The sequence below is a fragment of the Parabacteroides sp. genome (assembly GCF_977054455.1).
Genome location: NZ_CDRTCT010000028.1, coordinates 19,066 through 33,440, shown reverse-complemented (window position 1 = coordinate 33,440; position 14,375 = coordinate 19,066). Strand labels below are relative to the sequence as shown.

The following is a 14,375-nucleotide window of genomic DNA, read 5'->3' as shown; positions in this document are numbered from 1 at the left end:
AAAAGGACCAGATGAAGCAAGTTATCGATTTAGACAATTGGAACAGAAAAGAGCATTTCGCTTTCTTTTCTGCATTCGACGACCCTTTTTTCGGGGTTACAACTCTTGTGGATTTCACCGATGTCTACAAACAAAGTAAAGAACAGAATGTCTCTTTTTTCCTTTATTCCCTTCATTTCTTATTGAAGTGTGTAAACGAAATCGATGCATTCAAATTACGAATAGAAAAAGACTCGGTAGTCCGTTATGATACGATCCATATCTCTCCGACCATCGGGCGTGAAGACGGGACTTTCGGTTTCGGCTTCTTTGAATACGATATGAATATCGATCTGTTTATTCGAAACGCGATACAGGAAATGGAAAGGGTTAAAAATGGGTCAGGATTGTCATTTTCGGAAGATACCGGCAGACCGGATGTTATCCGCTATTCGGCATTACCCTGGTTCGCTTTCTCGGAAATGAAACATGCGACCTCTTTCAAGAACGGAGACTCCGCACCCCGCATTTCCACAGGTAAATTGATGCAGGAGGATGGCAAATACTTGTTGCCCATTTCGGTCTGTGCACATCATGGGCTTATGGACGGACGAAACGTTGCTGAACTTATCCGGAAATTATCGGATAATCAAACTGCACTGTAACCAATAAAAAAAGAGTATGCCAAAGAAGGAATGGAAAATCCTTTCGGCATACTCTTTTAATAAATATCTATAACCTGATAACCTAAATCTTTTTACCTATCCCTTCATTTAATATTCGGATTCAATGCGTGCCACTCGGAGATCGGAGGCAAAACACCCATTGCAATCACTTCGTCGCGCAATGCACAGAGATGCTTGTAGCTCTTTTCCAAAGCAGCTTCTTCTTCCGGAGTGCCTTTCACCTCTTTCAAAGCTACACCGTCTTTCGTAATGGAAGTTTCCCAAGCCATCATGATGTGGTCGAACTTGCCGTTGGATACATAAGCGCCAGCCGGCCAGCGGAACGGTTTACCACCCATCGCGGCAGCAATCATCTCGATAGAGACATAAGACGGGCTCTGGAAAGAAGAACGGCCGCGCAAAGCAATGATGTTGGCTCCCCCTTTTGTCACCTTCGTCTGGATTTCAGCCCACTGTTCCTTGGTCAAGGCATCCGTGCCGATCATACCGGCCAACGGCTTGCCATCCACTTTCGCAGTAGAAGCGTAAACAGCCATCTGTTCGCCATGACCGCCGTATGTACGGCAATTCTCGACAACATCCATAGAGACACCGAAATGTTTAGCCAGTTCGCTACGCAGACGGGTAGAATCCAGAGCTGCCAAAGTCGTCACCTGCGAAGGTTTCAAACCTGAATACAACAATGTGATCAAACCTGTGATGTCAGCCGGATTGAAAATAACTACGATATGCTTGACATCCGGACAATAAGCCTTTACGTTCTTACCGAATTCTTCGGCGATGGCGGCATTTCCTTTCAGCAAGTCTTCACGGGTCATGCCTGCCTTACGGGCTGCCCCACCTGAGTTTACGATATATTTGGCACCTGTCAGGGCTTCTTTGATATCGGAAGTAAACGTGATATTAACGCCTTCGAAGCCGCAATGGAACAATTCTTCGGCCACTCCTTCCAACCCCGGAGCGTACGGGTCATACAAACAAATATTAGAAGTAAGTCCCATCATGATGGCTGTCTGAGCCATGTTTGAACCAATCATACCTGCTGCCCCTACGATCGTGAGCTTTTCGTCTGTCAATGTTTTCATATTGTATTGTTTTTTTAATGATATGTCTTTTACTGAAACATTCCCGGCAACTATAAAGTTCGCTTGCAAACCTTATTTTTCCTTTTGTTTGCAAAGGTAAAAGATTTCCATACCCCTTGTACATCATTAATTCCTATCACCCATAAGCAAAAGTTATAACTTGGGCCTATCATGACAGACTGAATATAATTCGTATCTTTGCAGGCATGAGAACATTCAGACCGGAGGCATGGCTGCCTACTACCAAGAAAGAAGTTGAAGCCCGCGGATGGGACTATATAGATGTGATACTTTTCAGCGGAGATGCCTATGTGGACCATCCTTCATTCGGGGCTGCCGTCATCGGGCGGACACTCGAAGCGATGGGATTGCGCGTAGCAATCGTTCCGCAACCGGACTGGCGTGGGGATTATCGCGATTTTAAGAAACTGGGAGCGCCACGCCTCTTCTTCGGTGTCTCTGCCGGAGCGATGGATTCGATGATCAACCACTATACGGCCAACAAACGCTTGCGCAGCGATGATGCTTATACACCGGACCGCCGTGCCGGCATGCGCCCCGATTATCCGAGTATCGTTTACACAAAGATATTAAAGGAAATCTATCCGGATATCCCTGTCGTACTGGGAGGTATAGAGGCATCCCTGCGCCGGGTCACTCATTACGATTACTGGCAGGACAAGCTGCTCCCCGGAATCCTGAAAGACAGCCCGGCAGATTTGTTGATATACGGCATGGGGGAACTTCCCCTGAAAGAACTGGTCAACCGGTTGCAGGCGGGTATTCCCTTCCATGAGATCAAAGATATACGGCAAACGGCCTATCTGGCGGACACGGTAGAGCCGCTACCAAACGATGTCCACCTCTTTTCCCATGAAGAATGCCTGCGCGACAAGCTGAAACAGGCCAAGAACTTCAAACACATAGAGGAAGAATCCAACAAACAGCAGGCTTCCCGTATCCTGCAAAAGGCAGGCAAGCAGATAATAGTCGTCAATCCTCCTTTCCCGCCTATGACGGAAGAAGAGATAGATGCGTCGTTCGACCTGCCCTACACCCGCCTGCCCCATCCCAAGTACAAAGGGAAGACGATACCGGCTTTCGAGATGATCAAGTTTTCTGTAAATATCCACCGGGGATGTTTCGGAGGATGCGCCTTCTGCACCATCTCGGCGCATCAGGGAAAGTTTATCGCCTCACGAAGTAAAGAATCGATACTGAAAGAAGTGAAAGAGATTACCCAAATGCCGGACTTCAAAGGATATCTGAGCGACCTCGGCGGCCCTTCGGCCAATATGTACCGGATGAAAGGGAAGAATCCGGATATCTGTGCCCAGTGCAAGAAACCGTCTTGCATCTCCCCTGTCGTCTGCAAGAATCTGAACGCGGATCATACGCCGCTGTTAGATATATACAAAGAAGTGGACAGCATGCCGGAAATCAAACGTTCGTTTATCGGTAGCGGTGTCCGCTATGACCTGCTCTTGCACCGGTATGCGGACGACAATCTGAACAAGGCCGCCCATACCTATATGGAGGAACTGATAGCCCGCCATGTCTCCGGCCGTCTCAAAGTCGCACCCGAACATACGGAAGACAATGTCCTGAAGATGATGCGCAAACCTTCATTCGAGCTTTTCGGACAATTCAAAAAGATATTCGATCGTGTAAACAAACAACACGGATTGAACCAGCAATTAATCCCTTATTTCATATCCAGCCATCCCGGTTGCACCGAGGCGGATATGGCAAACTTGGCTATCCAGACCAAGAAGTTGCATTTCCAACTCGAACAGGTACAGGATTTCACCCCCACCCCCATGACGCTGGCAACGGAGATGTACTACACGGGCTATCATCCCTATACATTGGAAAAGGTATATACGGCCCGTACGAAAGAACAAAAACTGGCACAGCGTCAGTTCTTTTTCTGGTATAAACCGGAGTTCCGCCGCCAGATCACACAAGCATTGCAACGAATCGGGAAAAAGGATTTAATAGGAAAGTTGTTTGGAAAGTAAGTTGCCAAGCGATATACACATAAAGAGCCGGGTACGCAAATGACACGGATAGAACGGCCGTCCTATCCGCGTCTTGACTTTTCCCTAAATACAACTATTCCTTTACGGCAATCACTTCAATCTCCACCAGACCGTTCTTCGGCAATGTCTTGACAGCAACGGCTGAACGGGCCGGGAAAGTTCCTTCAAACTGGGAAGCATATACTTCGTTCATAGCAGCGAAATCACTCATATCAGCCAGGAATACGGTTGTCTTTACGACATCGTTGATGCTGAGACCTGCTTCTTCCAGAATTGCATGTACATTCTTGAATGCCTGTACGGTCTGTTCTTTCACTCCGCCTTCCGCGAAATTGCCTGTTGCGGGGTCAAGCCCCAACTGGCCGGAAGCAAACAGCATATTTCCTACTTGCACAGCCTGGCTGTACGGCCCGATAGCGGCCGGTGCGTTTTTTGTTGCGATAACTTTCTTCATTGTTTCTTTATTTTTATAACGTTATTGTGCTTGTTCATTCATCCGCTGGCGAACCACTTCATAGATCAGGATGGAAGAGGCGACCGATACGTTCAGCGAACCGATCGTACCGAACTGCGGGATCTTCACCATGCTGTCGCAGATACGAAGATTATCCATCGAAACTCCCGTATCTTCGGCTCCCATTACGATAGCCACAGGTCCGTCATATTTGATAGCCGTATAATTCTCAAAGGCTTTTTCACTGGCTGCATAGACTTTTACTCCGGACGCCTGTAAAAAACGGATAGCCTCCGTAATACTTTTCTCCTTGCAGACCGGCAATACATGGAGCGCACCTGCCGAGGTCTTGATCGCATCGGCATTCACCGTCACGCTTCCCCTTGAAGGAATCACGATCGCATCCACGCCGGCACATTCGCAGGTACGGGCAATCGCACCAAAGTTACGGACATCCGTAACTCCATCCAACAACACGATAAAAGGATTCTTTCCCTGCTCATATACAAACGGAATAATATTTTCCAGCCGCTCGTACGTGATAGCCGGGATAAAGGCTATTACTCCCTGATGATTCTTGCGCGTCAAACGGTCGAGACGTTCGGCAGGCACACGCTGTACAGGAATGTCGCGTCCTTTCAGAACTTCGAACAGTTCACGAGACAGGTCTCCCTGCAGTTCACGTTTTACCAATATTTTATCAATTTCCTTACCGGCCTGGATTGCCTCGATCACGGCACGGATGCCGAACACCATTTCGTTTTCTTTCATTATTCTATCTCTTTTCCGTTTTTTACCACCGGGCTATTCGTTTATTCCCGACTTTATGTGGACAAAGATACGAAGATTTACGCTTTTATTATATACCTTCGGGTGGCATTCAAAACAAACAAACATATGTTATATGGCCAGCTTTATCTTAGCTATCGCTTTTCGGCTTATGGTAGGACGAAGAATAAGCCCGGATCAGGAATAAGATGCCGGTAATAATCAAGGCAGACGAAAGTCCGGTATAAAATACCGAAATAAAGGAGTTGGGTAGCAATTGGAAATGACGGATCGTAACGCCGAAAGTAATCATAAAGATCATCACGATCCAGCCTTTCACGTCGAAAAATGAAAAAGGACAGTTCCTTTCCCCTTTCTGTGAGATCCGCTCGGAATGTTTAACAAACAAACGGCGAAAGACAAACTGGAAGAAAAGCAGGAAAACGACAATGGCCTCTCCGACTTTGAACAGCCAGTAATGGGCATCGTTCAACCACGTGACGATGCCGATCCTTAAGATATTGATGCCTGCTATTATCCAAACGCACCCGGCAATCAGAAGCAGGGTGCGTCGGTTTACTCTAAATCCCATTGTCAGATACTTTTCTCTATGCCCCGCCTGTTGCTCGTACGCTGGCGGCTATTTGTGCGATCCTTGTCGGAGCGCTTGTCCTCTTTTCTGTCCTTATCGTAATGTCTGTTTTTATCCCGATCCGGACGTTTCTTGTCATATTTGTCCTTATCACGCTTATCTCTATTCGGTTTAACCTTATGATTATCGGAACCGGGACGGCTTCCCGGATGGTTAGGACGATCGTATTTGTCCGGTCTCCACTGTCCATTGTCATGGTGCGGACGGTCATTGTTATGATTCGGTTGCGGACGATCATACTTGTCCGGTCTCCATTGCCCGTTATCATGGCCGGGACGATCGTACTTACCGGGATACCATTTGCCGTCGTCGAAGCGGTCGAACCATCTATTGTTCGTATATTCCCACCGGCAATGCCAGTAATGATCTTCATAACGATGGCAGGCGCTGGACGGACGGTAGTCCGGATAATGCGGGTTGTTATACCAACCTCTCCAGTCGTGGATGCGCGTCGGTGTCTCACGGACGAAACGCACATATAAGCGGAACTGCGAAGGTGAAAGGAGACGTTGCAATTTCCTGTCCCGCTCCATACGCAACTTATAGATCTTCTGGGCGGACTGGTCCCAATAGCGATAATGCTTGCGTGCTTCACGCTCGATCTTTTCCCCGTATCGATGAATGATCTTATGATACTCGGCAGCCTGACGGTTCGTCATGCGGATTGCCTGTTCCATCCAGAGGCAGTTCTGGCAATGGGGTTCATTCCATCCGAAACTGATCCAAAATTGCGCATGGCCCTGCAAGCTGCAAAAAAGGACCGCCATTAATATAATACTCAATCTCTTCATGTCACTCAATTTTAAATTAGCAATTATATTCGGTTGCTATTATGACCCGATAGCGGTGAAAAGGTTTAATTCTTCGCCTTCAACAGTTCTTTTGCATTTGCAATAGAAGCACTGGTCAACGAAGCACCGCTCAGCATACGCGCAATCTCCTTCACACGTTCCTCCTTATTCATTTTCCGGATACGGGTAACCGTCCGTTCATCCGTATCCTCCTTATAAACAAAATAATGATCTTTTCCTTTTGCCGCGATCTGGGGAAGATGGGTAATGGCAAAAACCTGCATCTTCGTACCTAATTCCTGCATGATATCCCCCATTTTATCGGCAATATCTCCGGAAACACCCGTATCCACTTCATCAAAAATGATGGCAGGCAACGCCGTAAATCCGGCAATCATCGCCTTGATGCATAACATCAGGCGGGAGATCTCGCCTCCGGATGCCGTCTGGGCCACCGGTTGCAGTTCCGCACTCTTATTGGCGGAAAACATAAACCGGATTTCGTCCATTCCATCGCTTTCCGGTTCCTGTTTAGGCACAAAATCGATTGCAAAACGCGTATTCGGCATACCCAGCGGAACAACCATTTCCACCAATTGGGATGCGATGGCTTTCGAGGCGATCTTACGCTGCTCGCTCAACACGGCTGCCTGTTGAAGCAATTCCCGGTGAGAGACCTCCAACTGCTTTTTCAACGATTCGATCTGTTCATCAAAAGAATCGATCTCCTTCAGCTGCTCGTTATATTTATCCTGCAATTCCATCAGTTCTTCGACTTTGGAGACCCGGTGTTTTTGTTCCAGGGTGTATAACGTATTGAGACGTTCGTTCACCCAATCCAAGCGTTCAGGATTAAATTCTATATCCTCCTTCAACACATCCGTTTCGGAAGCCAGGTCGTTCATATCGATATAGGCGGAACGCAGACGCTCGGCTATTTCCTTCGCTTTCGGATAATAACGTTCCAGGCTGTCTGCGGTGGAAAGGGCTTCTTTTATCAGTTGGACAGCTCCCTGTTCCTCCCCGTCCAGCAGTTGGGTTATCTTATAAAGCGAACCTTTTATCTCTTCGGCATGGGAAAGGGTTTCCAGTTCCTGTTCCAGTTCCTCCTGTTCACCGGCGACCAGACCGGCATCGGTCAACTGCTCCAACTGAAAACGCACATAGTCTTCCTCCTGCTTGGTCTGGAGAGCCTTTTCGGTCAGTTCTTTCAGTTCCTTTTTCAAAAACAGATAACGGTTGTATTCCTTCCGGTAAAGGATCAGGAGGATATCGTTTTCAGCCATTACATCGATTACTTTCAGCTGAAACCGGTTATCCCCCAACAACAGATTCTGGTGTTGCGAATGGATATCGATCAGCCGGCTCCCCAATTCCTTCACCACGGAAAGCGGGACCGGCGAATCGTTTACAAAAGCACGGGACTTTCCCGATGCAAACAATTCCCGGCGAAGAATGCAAATCTCCGCATCATACTCCAAGTCATTCGTGAGAAAAAATTCTTCCAGCTTATAACGAGAGACATCGAAGACAGCCTCTATCACACATTTTTCAGAACCGTTCTTAATGCTCTTTCCATCCGCACGCTGTCCCAAGACTAAGGAAAGGGCCCCCAATATAATAGACTTTCCTGCCCCCGTCTCGCCGGTTATCACAGAAAAACCTTTATCGAACTTAATGTCCAGGCTGTCTATCAGAACAAAGTTCCGTATGAACAAAGATTTCAGCATAGCTATTCCAGATTACTTTTTAAGCGATTCCATACGTGTCGTGAGGGCAGGATACAGATTGGACAACCTCTTATAGCCTTCCTGCTTCTCCGGCGTAGTAGCTTTCGAATAGATCAAAACGACTTCATCCAGTTTGGAATCAGCGAACATCTGAAGCAACGGTGATGTCGGCCGGGCACTTTTCACCTGCTCCAAAACCGGAAGCAAACCGATTATGGTCGTACGTCCACGATCCGGATTTGCGGCCATTTCATCGAGTCCCTTACGATGATAGTTATACCACATGTCCCGGAACAGCTCCGAAGTATTGTCCGTCAGAGCCGTTGCCAAAGCATGGCGGTTACGGTCGTTTTCAAAAGCTTTCCAACCGGTCCATGTAGGTTGCGCCTGTGCCAGGCTCACGATCTGCATGGCCTGCCCGAGGAAAGCAGTGCCCCCTTTCGGGGAAAAGCTATCGAAATCCAGTCCGAGGATCGTATAAATATAGAAAACAACAGTTGCGATCAGATTACTGTTCAACGTATTTTCCGTATATTCCAACGGTTCGAATTCGGTATAGTCGAAAGAGAGTTCCGTATCACGATAATTCAGCAACGTAGTCGTATAGCTGGAATTATATACCGGACGGCGGGCCTGCACCTGTATCTCGCCTTTAAAACTATTGTCCGATACCATTTCGTTGATGATGAGAGTCATGGAACAGTCGATACGTTCGTTCAGGGCGAAAGTGGCATCCGTCCACTTTTTGTTGTTGACGAAATCGTTCAATGCATCCTGCAAGGTTTTGAATACCTGTTTATTCGTACTCTGCACCTTATCACTGTTTATGGTGATGCGGGCATTCAACTCCTGCGCCTTGCCCATAAAAGGAACGGCTCCCAACAAGCATATGCATAACAATTTCTTAATCATTCTCATTTTAATAATGTTGCCAATTTATTTACAATATCAACGGCCACCCCCTGTTTACTCTTCAACGGATAAGCAGTCGCCCCGCCTTCCTTGTCGATGATCGTGATCTTATTCGTGTCGCAACGGAAACCGGCGCCTGCATCCCTCAAAGAATTCAGCACGATGAAATCGAGGTTTTTCCGCTTCAACTTTCCTTCCGCATGAGCCGTTTCATCATTTGTTTCCAATGCGAAACCTACCAGGACCTGGTTTTCACGCTTGATCGCTCCCAACGAGGCCGCGATATCCTTATTCGGAACCAGACGGAGCGTCATTTCCCCTTTCGTCTCCCGTTTGATCTTTTCGCTTGCCTGCTCATCCGGGCGATAATCCGCCACGGCGGCACAAAGGATACCGGCATCCGCCTCCGGAAAGGCCGTCATGGCCGCCTGATACATTTCTTCGGCCGACTCGACATCGATCCGTTTGATATTCGGATGAACCGCCTTCAAAGACGCCGGCCCAGCGATTAATGTCACTTCGGCTCCCTGCTCCGCACACGCTTCCGCCAATGCAAAGCCCATCTTTCCGGAAGAATAGTTACCTATAAAACGTACGGGATCTATCTTTTCATATGTCGGCCCGGCAGTTATTACGATCTTTTTTTTTTCAAGCCGGCTTTGGGAAGCGAAGAAATCTTCCAGGACCGCCACGATCTTATCCGGTTCTTCCATACGCCCTTTACCCACCAGATGACTGGCAAGTTCCCCTTCGGCAGGTTCGATGATACGGTTGCCGAACGAACGAAGCCGGTCTAAGTTCTGACCAGTGGAAGGATGCGCGAACATATCCAAATCCATCGCCGGTGCGACAAAAACCGGAGCTTTGCAAGACAGGTATGTCGTGACCAGCATATTATCGGCAATGCCATTCGCCATCTTTCCGATTGTCGAAGCAGTAGCCGGTGCGACCAGCATGGCATCCGCCCAGAGGCCGAGATCGACATGGCTGTTCCACGTACCGTCTCGGTTCGAGAAAAACTCGCTGATCACCGGATGGCTGCTCAACGTGGATAACGTGAGCGGCGTAATGAATTCTTTTCCCGCAGGGGTAATAACAACTTGAACCTCCGCCCCTTTCTTCACCAGGGCACGGATGATATAGGCGGCTTTATAGGCAGCGATGCTCCCTGTTATCCCCAATATGATATGTTTACCTTTCAGACTATTTTCCATAACCTATTTATATATACTTCCGGATAAAACCGAAATTTCGTAAGCATGAAATTACAAGCGCAACGCCATTATCTCGCGGGCCACACGGCTGTCGATATTGTGATGTTCACCCAATTTCCAGCCCTGTTTGTCCACAGGAGCGGCAAGGGCATCCAGATCCTTTTCCGCAATGCCACATTCACCGAGGCGCGTTTTCAGTCCCATCCGGCGGAAGAAATCCTCACAGGCCGCAATTGTCTTGCGTGCCTTTTCCTCTTCCGTTCCATCCGTAATGCCAAAAATGACTTCTCCCATACGAGCCAACTTGGCCTGCTTCTCTTTAAACATATACGTCATGACGCCCGGCAAAAGAATCGCCAGCGTCTGTGCATGATCCAGACCGAACCGGGCCGTCAGCGAATAGCCCATGCGGTGGGAAGACCAGTCCTGCGGAACTCCCTGACCGATCCAGACATTCAACGCATTGGTCGCCGCCCACATCAGGTTGGCACGGATATCGTAGTCGTTCGGATTATCCAAGACCTTCAGTCCCTCTTCATGGATGACGCGCATCAGCCCTTCCGAGAAGGCATCCTGCACCTTCGCATTGACCGGGTAGGTCAGATACTGTTCCACTACATGAATAAAAGAATCGACCACCCCGTTCGCCACCTGCCGGGCAGGGAGTGAATAAGTCACTTCCGGGTCCAACACGGAGAATTTCGGGAATACCAGCGGACTGGCGAAATTCAGCTTCTCGCGAGTCGCGGCACGGGAGATCACCGAACGTTCGTTCATCTCCGAACCGGTCGCGGCCAATGTAAGCACCGTCCCCAAAGGCAAGGCGCTCTTTATCCGGCCGCCTTTCGAAAGGATATCCCACGGATCACCTTCGAAACCGACAGATACCGCGATGAACTTTGTAGCGTCGATCACCGAACCTCCGCCTACGGCCAACAGAAAATCGATCTTCTTCTCTTTGACGACCTCCACGGCCTTCATGCAGGTTTCGTAATGCGGATTTGCTTCGATTCCCGGAAACTCGGTCACTTCAAATCCTTCCAACGCCTTCGTCACCTGGTCGTAGATGCCGTTTTTCTTTATGCTACCGCCGCCATACACCATCAGCACTTTACTTCCTTCCGGAATCAAAGCGGACAAACGGGCTATGGAACCTTTGCCGAAAACAACCTTTACAGGGTTACAAAACTCAAAATTATTCATGGTCCTTATTTCGAATTAAAACCTCTCAATTTTATCTCAGTCAGTATTTTCTTGGTGTTCAGAGGGAAGTCGCCATTCATTATCCAGGAATAATATCCGGGATCGTTCTTCAGCACTTCCTCGACCAGACGGCCTTTATATTTGCCAAAGTTTATCACCTCCTCCCCTTTGTCGTTATATACCATACGCCCGGCAAAGTCCACATTGTTATTGTAGCTTGAATATTGGGAAAGGAAATTGATATCATTCTGCAACTCCGGATAACGGTCCAACTGCGCCTTCAGCACTTCATAGGTCGCCATCGTATCGGCCTCCGCCGTATGGGCGTTTTCAAGGCTCTTGTCACAGTAGAACTTATAGGCGGCCGAAAGCGTGCGCTGTTCCATCTTATGAAAAATGGTCTGTACGTCTACGAACTTGCGTTTGTTCAAATCGATATCGACACCTGCACGCAGAAACTCTTCCGCCAGCAAAGGGATATCGAAACGATTGGAATTATATCCGGCCAGATCGCACCCTTCTATCTGGGCGGCCAGCGATTTGGCTATTTCTTTAAAGGTAGGACAGTCTTTTACATCTTCGTCGGTGATGCCGTGGATCGCGGTCGATTCCGGTGGAATGGGCATTTCCGGATTGATGCGTCTCGTTTTAGATTCTTCTTTTCCATTCGGGTAAACCTTGACAAAAGAGATTTCCACGATACGGTCTTTAACAATATTAATACCCGTCGTCTCCAAGTCGAAGAAGACCAACGGGTTTTTCAGGTTTAACTGCATTTCTTATATTTTAATCATTCAACATCATAGGCATCAGCAGCATCAGCAGATCTTCGTTCTCTTCGTTTTCAGAAGGAACGATCAGACCGGCACGCGAAGGATCAGCCAATTCGAGTATCACCTCTTCCGAATTGATGTTGCTCAATATTTCAATCAGGTAAGTAGCCTTGAAACCGATGCTTAATTCGGTTCCGTCAAAGCTGCAAACAATTTTCTCTTCTGCGGAAGTGGAAAAATCGATATCCTGTGCGGAAACAAGCATTTCGCTCTCCTTCAACTGCAACTTGACAAGGCTGCTGGCCGGATTGGAGAAGACGGAAACACGCTTCAAGGCATTCAGGAAAGAGATACGGTCGATCGTCACCTTGAAAGGATTTTCCTGCGGGATCACGCTGTTGTAATTCGGATAACGGCCTTCGATCAGGCGACAGACCATTTCGAAATTAGCACAGTTGACATAGGCATTGTTATCATCGAACTTGATGCTGACCATCTCCCCTTCCTTCGATAAAAGACCCTTCAACAGGTTGGCGGGCTTCTTCGGCAAAATGAAAGAAGCTCTTTCCGATGATTGCACCGAAAGGTTGCGCAGGCGCACCAGCTTATGACCGTCGGAAGCCACGAATGTCAAATCGTCCGTGTGAATATCGAAATAAATACCGTTCATGACCGGACGAAGTTCGTCGTCAGCCGTTGCAAACAACGAGCGGCTGATACCGTTCAGCAACATCTGCGCGTCCATCATGATGGAGATCGCATTCTCATTCAGCGGTTTCTGCTGCGGATACGTGTCTCCCTTCTGGCCGATAAAATTATATTTACCGTTCTGGAAATGGATAAAGATCTCCAGGTTATCGTCGTTAATATCAAAAGTCAGCGGTTGTTCGGGCAACTCCTTCAACGGATCGAGCAAGATTTTTGCCGAGACGGCGAAAAGCCCGCTTCCCTGTGCATTCATCACGTCAACGGATGTAACCAGACGTGTTTCAGCATCCGAAGCTGTTATGGTGAGTTTATTACCTTCCAGGTTGAAAAGGAAACTGTCCAGGATCGGTAATGAATTCTTAGAAGCAATGACTTTGCTAATAGATTGCAAACGTGATAACAGCGCTGTGCTGGATACATCAAATCTCATGGTTCTTAATTATTTATTTGTTTCTATTTATTATTTATCAACGTGTTGTAGGTCCGACTCACGGACAGTCCCCAATCGGACAGCCGCGGATTCGCCCACACAAAATTATGAAAATATTCCATATAACCGCCCGAATGGAGATAAAAAAAGAGGTCCTTCCCGCCATGGAGAAGAACCTCTCTTCGTATCTTGATATTACGCTCTGTTATTTAGTGAAATAATCTTTAACAGCTTCGTTAGGAATCATTTCTTCCTGGAAGATGTAAGCACCGGTCTTCGGGGACTTAACCATCTTGATTACTTTAGAATAGGTACGACCGTCACCTTTCTTAAATGTTGCAACCGCTTTTTTTGCCATTGTTTAATCTCCTCTTACTTAATTTCTTTGTGTAACGTCATCTTCTTCAGGATAGGATTGTACTTCATCAGCTCCAATCTCTGAGTTGTATTCTTTCTGTTCTTTGTAGTAATATAACGAGAAGTACCCGGCATACCACTTTCTTTGTGTTCCGTGCATTCAAGAATCACCTGAACTCTGTTACCTTTTGCTTTCTTTGCCATTTCTTATTTCCTCCTCAAATTAAGCGTTTAAATAACCTTTTTCAGCAGCTTTCTTAATGGCTGCATCCAAACCAAGTTTATTGATAGTACGCAAGCCAGCGGCTGAAATATTCAGGCTAACCCAACAATCCTGTTCTACCCAGTAGAACTTTTTAGTAAACAGGTTCACATCAAACTTACGTTTCGTTCTTCTCTTAGAGTGAGAAACGTTGTTGCCAACCATTGCTTTCTTTCCGGTAATTTGACAAATTTTAGACATCGCTAATCTTTCTTTTTAATATTACGAAATTTAAGTCAACTCCTGCTATCTGTCTTCCCTTTTTGAACTGCATCTTGAACAAAAACAAAGATTCTAATAGAGTTTCTCTTCTTTTACGGGGCACAAAG

16 protein-coding genes are annotated in these 14,375 nt (G+C 47.3%); 2 read left to right on the top strand and 14 right to left on the bottom strand.

Going from position 1 to position 14,375, the window contains the following annotated elements:
* Positions 1 to 11: 11 nt before the first annotated feature.
* Positions 12 to 644 carry a chloramphenicol acetyltransferase gene (locus ACW6QF_RS14415; protein WP_456088330.1) on the top strand — a complete coding sequence of 211 codons (633 nt, stop codon included), beginning with the start codon at positions 12 to 14 and terminating at the stop codon, positions 642 to 644.
* 104 nt (positions 645 to 748) lie between these two features.
* Here ACW6QF_RS14415 and ACW6QF_RS14410 read toward each other — a convergent pair whose 3' ends face one another.
* Entirely contained in the window at positions 749 to 1,750 is a 1,002-nt protein-coding gene (locus ACW6QF_RS14410; RefSeq protein ID WP_456088329.1) for a malate dehydrogenase, read from the bottom strand.
* Between the two features lie 206 nt (positions 1,751 to 1,956).
* Between ACW6QF_RS14410 and ACW6QF_RS14405 the strand changes: the two genes are divergently transcribed.
* On the top strand, positions 1,957 to 3,771 hold the full coding sequence (locus tag ACW6QF_RS14405; RefSeq protein WP_456088328.1) for a YgiQ family radical SAM protein: 1,815 nt from the start codon (positions 1,957 to 1,959) through the stop codon (positions 3,769 to 3,771).
* 94 nt (positions 3,772 to 3,865) lie between these two features.
* Here ACW6QF_RS14405 and ACW6QF_RS14400 read toward each other — a convergent pair whose 3' ends face one another.
* From ACW6QF_RS14400 to rpmB, 13 genes are all read right to left on the bottom strand, one after another.
* Positions 3,866 to 4,246, bottom strand: coding sequence for a RidA family protein (locus ACW6QF_RS14400; protein ID WP_005638101.1), 381 nt, complete (start codon positions 4,244 to 4,246; stop codon positions 3,866 to 3,868).
* A gap of 21 nt (positions 4,247 to 4,267) precedes the next feature.
* The gene (rlmB, locus tag ACW6QF_RS14395) at positions 4,268 to 5,017 is read right to left on the bottom strand and encodes a 23S rRNA (guanosine(2251)-2'-O)-methyltransferase RlmB (RefSeq protein WP_456088327.1); all 750 of its coding nucleotides are present in this window, start codon (positions 5,015 to 5,017) and stop codon (positions 4,268 to 4,270) included.
* A gap of 148 nt (positions 5,018 to 5,165) precedes the next feature.
* A complete protein-coding gene (locus ACW6QF_RS14390) occupies positions 5,166 to 5,606 on the bottom strand; it encodes a hypothetical protein (RefSeq protein WP_456088326.1) in 441 nt (146 codons plus the stop codon).
* A 2-nt stretch (positions 5,607 to 5,608) separates the two neighbouring features.
* Positions 5,609 to 6,457, bottom strand: coding sequence for a hypothetical protein (locus ACW6QF_RS14385; RefSeq protein ID WP_456088325.1), 849 nt, complete (start codon positions 6,455 to 6,457; stop codon positions 5,609 to 5,611).
* Positions 6,458 to 6,522: 65 nt separating this feature from the next.
* On the bottom strand, positions 6,523 to 8,187 hold the full coding sequence (gene recN, locus ACW6QF_RS14380) for a DNA repair protein RecN (protein WP_456088324.1): 1,665 nt from the start codon (positions 8,185 to 8,187) through the stop codon (positions 6,523 to 6,525).
* Between the two features lie 12 nt (positions 8,188 to 8,199).
* Positions 8,200 to 9,105, bottom strand: coding sequence for a type IX secretion system protein PorD (gene porD, locus ACW6QF_RS14375; protein ID WP_456088323.1), 906 nt, complete (start codon positions 9,103 to 9,105; stop codon positions 8,200 to 8,202).
* The gene (coaBC, locus tag ACW6QF_RS14370; protein ID WP_456088322.1) at positions 9,102 to 10,313 is read right to left on the bottom strand and encodes a bifunctional phosphopantothenoylcysteine decarboxylase/phosphopantothenate--cysteine ligase CoaBC; all 1,212 of its coding nucleotides are present in this window, start codon (positions 10,311 to 10,313) and stop codon (positions 9,102 to 9,104) included. The genes porD and coaBC overlap by 4 nt, the downstream gene beginning before the upstream one ends.
* 51 nt (positions 10,314 to 10,364) lie before the next feature.
* The gene (locus ACW6QF_RS14365) at positions 10,365 to 11,516 is read right to left on the bottom strand and encodes an iron-containing alcohol dehydrogenase (protein WP_456088321.1); all 1,152 of its coding nucleotides are present in this window, start codon (positions 11,514 to 11,516) and stop codon (positions 10,365 to 10,367) included.
* Positions 11,517 to 11,521: 5 nt separating this feature from the next.
* Positions 11,522 to 12,292 carry a 3'-5' exonuclease gene (locus ACW6QF_RS14360; RefSeq protein WP_298552419.1) on the bottom strand — a complete coding sequence of 257 codons (771 nt, stop codon included), beginning with the start codon at positions 12,290 to 12,292 and terminating at the stop codon, positions 11,522 to 11,524.
* A gap of 10 nt (positions 12,293 to 12,302) precedes the next feature.
* Positions 12,303 to 13,427: a DNA polymerase III subunit beta gene (dnaN, locus tag ACW6QF_RS14355; RefSeq protein WP_298552417.1), complete on the bottom strand. Its 1,125-nt coding sequence runs from the start codon at positions 13,425 to 13,427 to the stop codon at positions 12,303 to 12,305.
* A 205-nt stretch (positions 13,428 to 13,632) separates the two neighbouring features.
* Positions 13,633 to 13,785 carry a DUF4295 domain-containing protein gene (locus ACW6QF_RS14350; protein WP_298552416.1) on the bottom strand — a complete coding sequence of 51 codons (153 nt, stop codon included), beginning with the start codon at positions 13,783 to 13,785 and terminating at the stop codon, positions 13,633 to 13,635.
* 14 nt (positions 13,786 to 13,799) lie between these two features.
* Complete coding sequence (gene rpmG, locus ACW6QF_RS14345; protein WP_005642977.1) at positions 13,800 to 13,988, bottom strand: 50S ribosomal protein L33; 189 nt, start codon at positions 13,986 to 13,988, stop codon at positions 13,800 to 13,802.
* 19 nt (positions 13,989 to 14,007) lie between these two features.
* On the bottom strand, positions 14,008 to 14,247 hold the full coding sequence (gene rpmB / locus ACW6QF_RS14340; protein ID WP_005638129.1) for a 50S ribosomal protein L28: 240 nt from the start codon (positions 14,245 to 14,247) through the stop codon (positions 14,008 to 14,010).
* Between the last annotated feature and the right edge of the window lie 128 nt (positions 14,248 to 14,375).

Bases quoted from the DNA above. Each gene is read 5' to 3' on its own strand.
- ACW6QF_RS14350 (WP_298552416.1), bottom strand. From the start codon at position 13,785: ATGGCAAAAAAAGCGGTTGCAACATTTAAGAAAGGTGACGGTCGTACC.
- recN (WP_456088324.1), bottom strand. From the start codon at position 8,187: ATGCTGAAATCTTTGTTCATACGGAACTTTGTTCTGATAGACAGCCTG.
- coaBC (WP_456088322.1), bottom strand. From the start codon at position 10,313: ATGGAAAATAGTCTGAAAGGTAAACATATCATATTGGGGATAACAGGG.
- rpmG (WP_005642977.1), bottom strand. From the start codon at position 13,988: ATGGCAAAGAAAGCAAAAGGTAACAGAGTTCAGGTGATTCTTGAATGC.
- rlmB (WP_456088327.1), bottom strand. From the start codon at position 5,017: ATGAAAGAAAACGAAATGGTGTTCGGCATCCGTGCCGTGATCGAGGCA.
- rpmB (WP_005638129.1), bottom strand. From the start codon at position 14,247: ATGTCTAAAATTTGTCAAATTACCGGAAAGAAAGCAATGGTTGGCAAC.
- ACW6QF_RS14385 (WP_456088325.1), bottom strand. From the start codon at position 6,457: ATGAAGAGATTGAGTATTATATTAATGGCGGTCCTTTTTTGCAGCTTG.
- ACW6QF_RS14400 (WP_005638101.1), bottom strand. From the start codon at position 4,246: ATGAAGAAAGTTATCGCAACAAAAAACGCACCGGCCGCTATCGGGCCG.
- ACW6QF_RS14415 (WP_456088330.1), top strand. From the start codon at position 12: ATGAAGCAAGTTATCGATTTAGACAATTGGAACAGAAAAGAGCATTTC.
- dnaN (WP_298552417.1), bottom strand. From the start codon at position 13,427: ATGAGATTTGATGTATCCAGCACAGCGCTGTTATCACGTTTGCAATCT.
- porD (WP_456088323.1), bottom strand. From the start codon at position 9,105: ATGAGAATGATTAAGAAATTGTTATGCATATGCTTGTTGGGAGCCGTT.
- ACW6QF_RS14360 (WP_298552419.1), bottom strand. From the start codon at position 12,292: ATGCAGTTAAACCTGAAAAACCCGTTGGTCTTCTTCGACTTGGAGACG.
- ACW6QF_RS14405 (WP_456088328.1), top strand. From the start codon at position 1,957: ATGAGAACATTCAGACCGGAGGCATGGCTGCCTACTACCAAGAAAGAA.
- ACW6QF_RS14365 (WP_456088321.1), bottom strand. From the start codon at position 11,516: ATGAATAATTTTGAGTTTTGTAACCCTGTAAAGGTTGTTTTCGGCAAA.
- ACW6QF_RS14410 (WP_456088329.1), bottom strand. From the start codon at position 1,750: ATGAAAACATTGACAGACGAAAAGCTCACGATCGTAGGGGCAGCAGGT.
- ACW6QF_RS14390 (WP_456088326.1), bottom strand. From the start codon at position 5,606: ATGGGATTTAGAGTAAACCGACGCACCCTGCTTCTGATTGCCGGGTGC.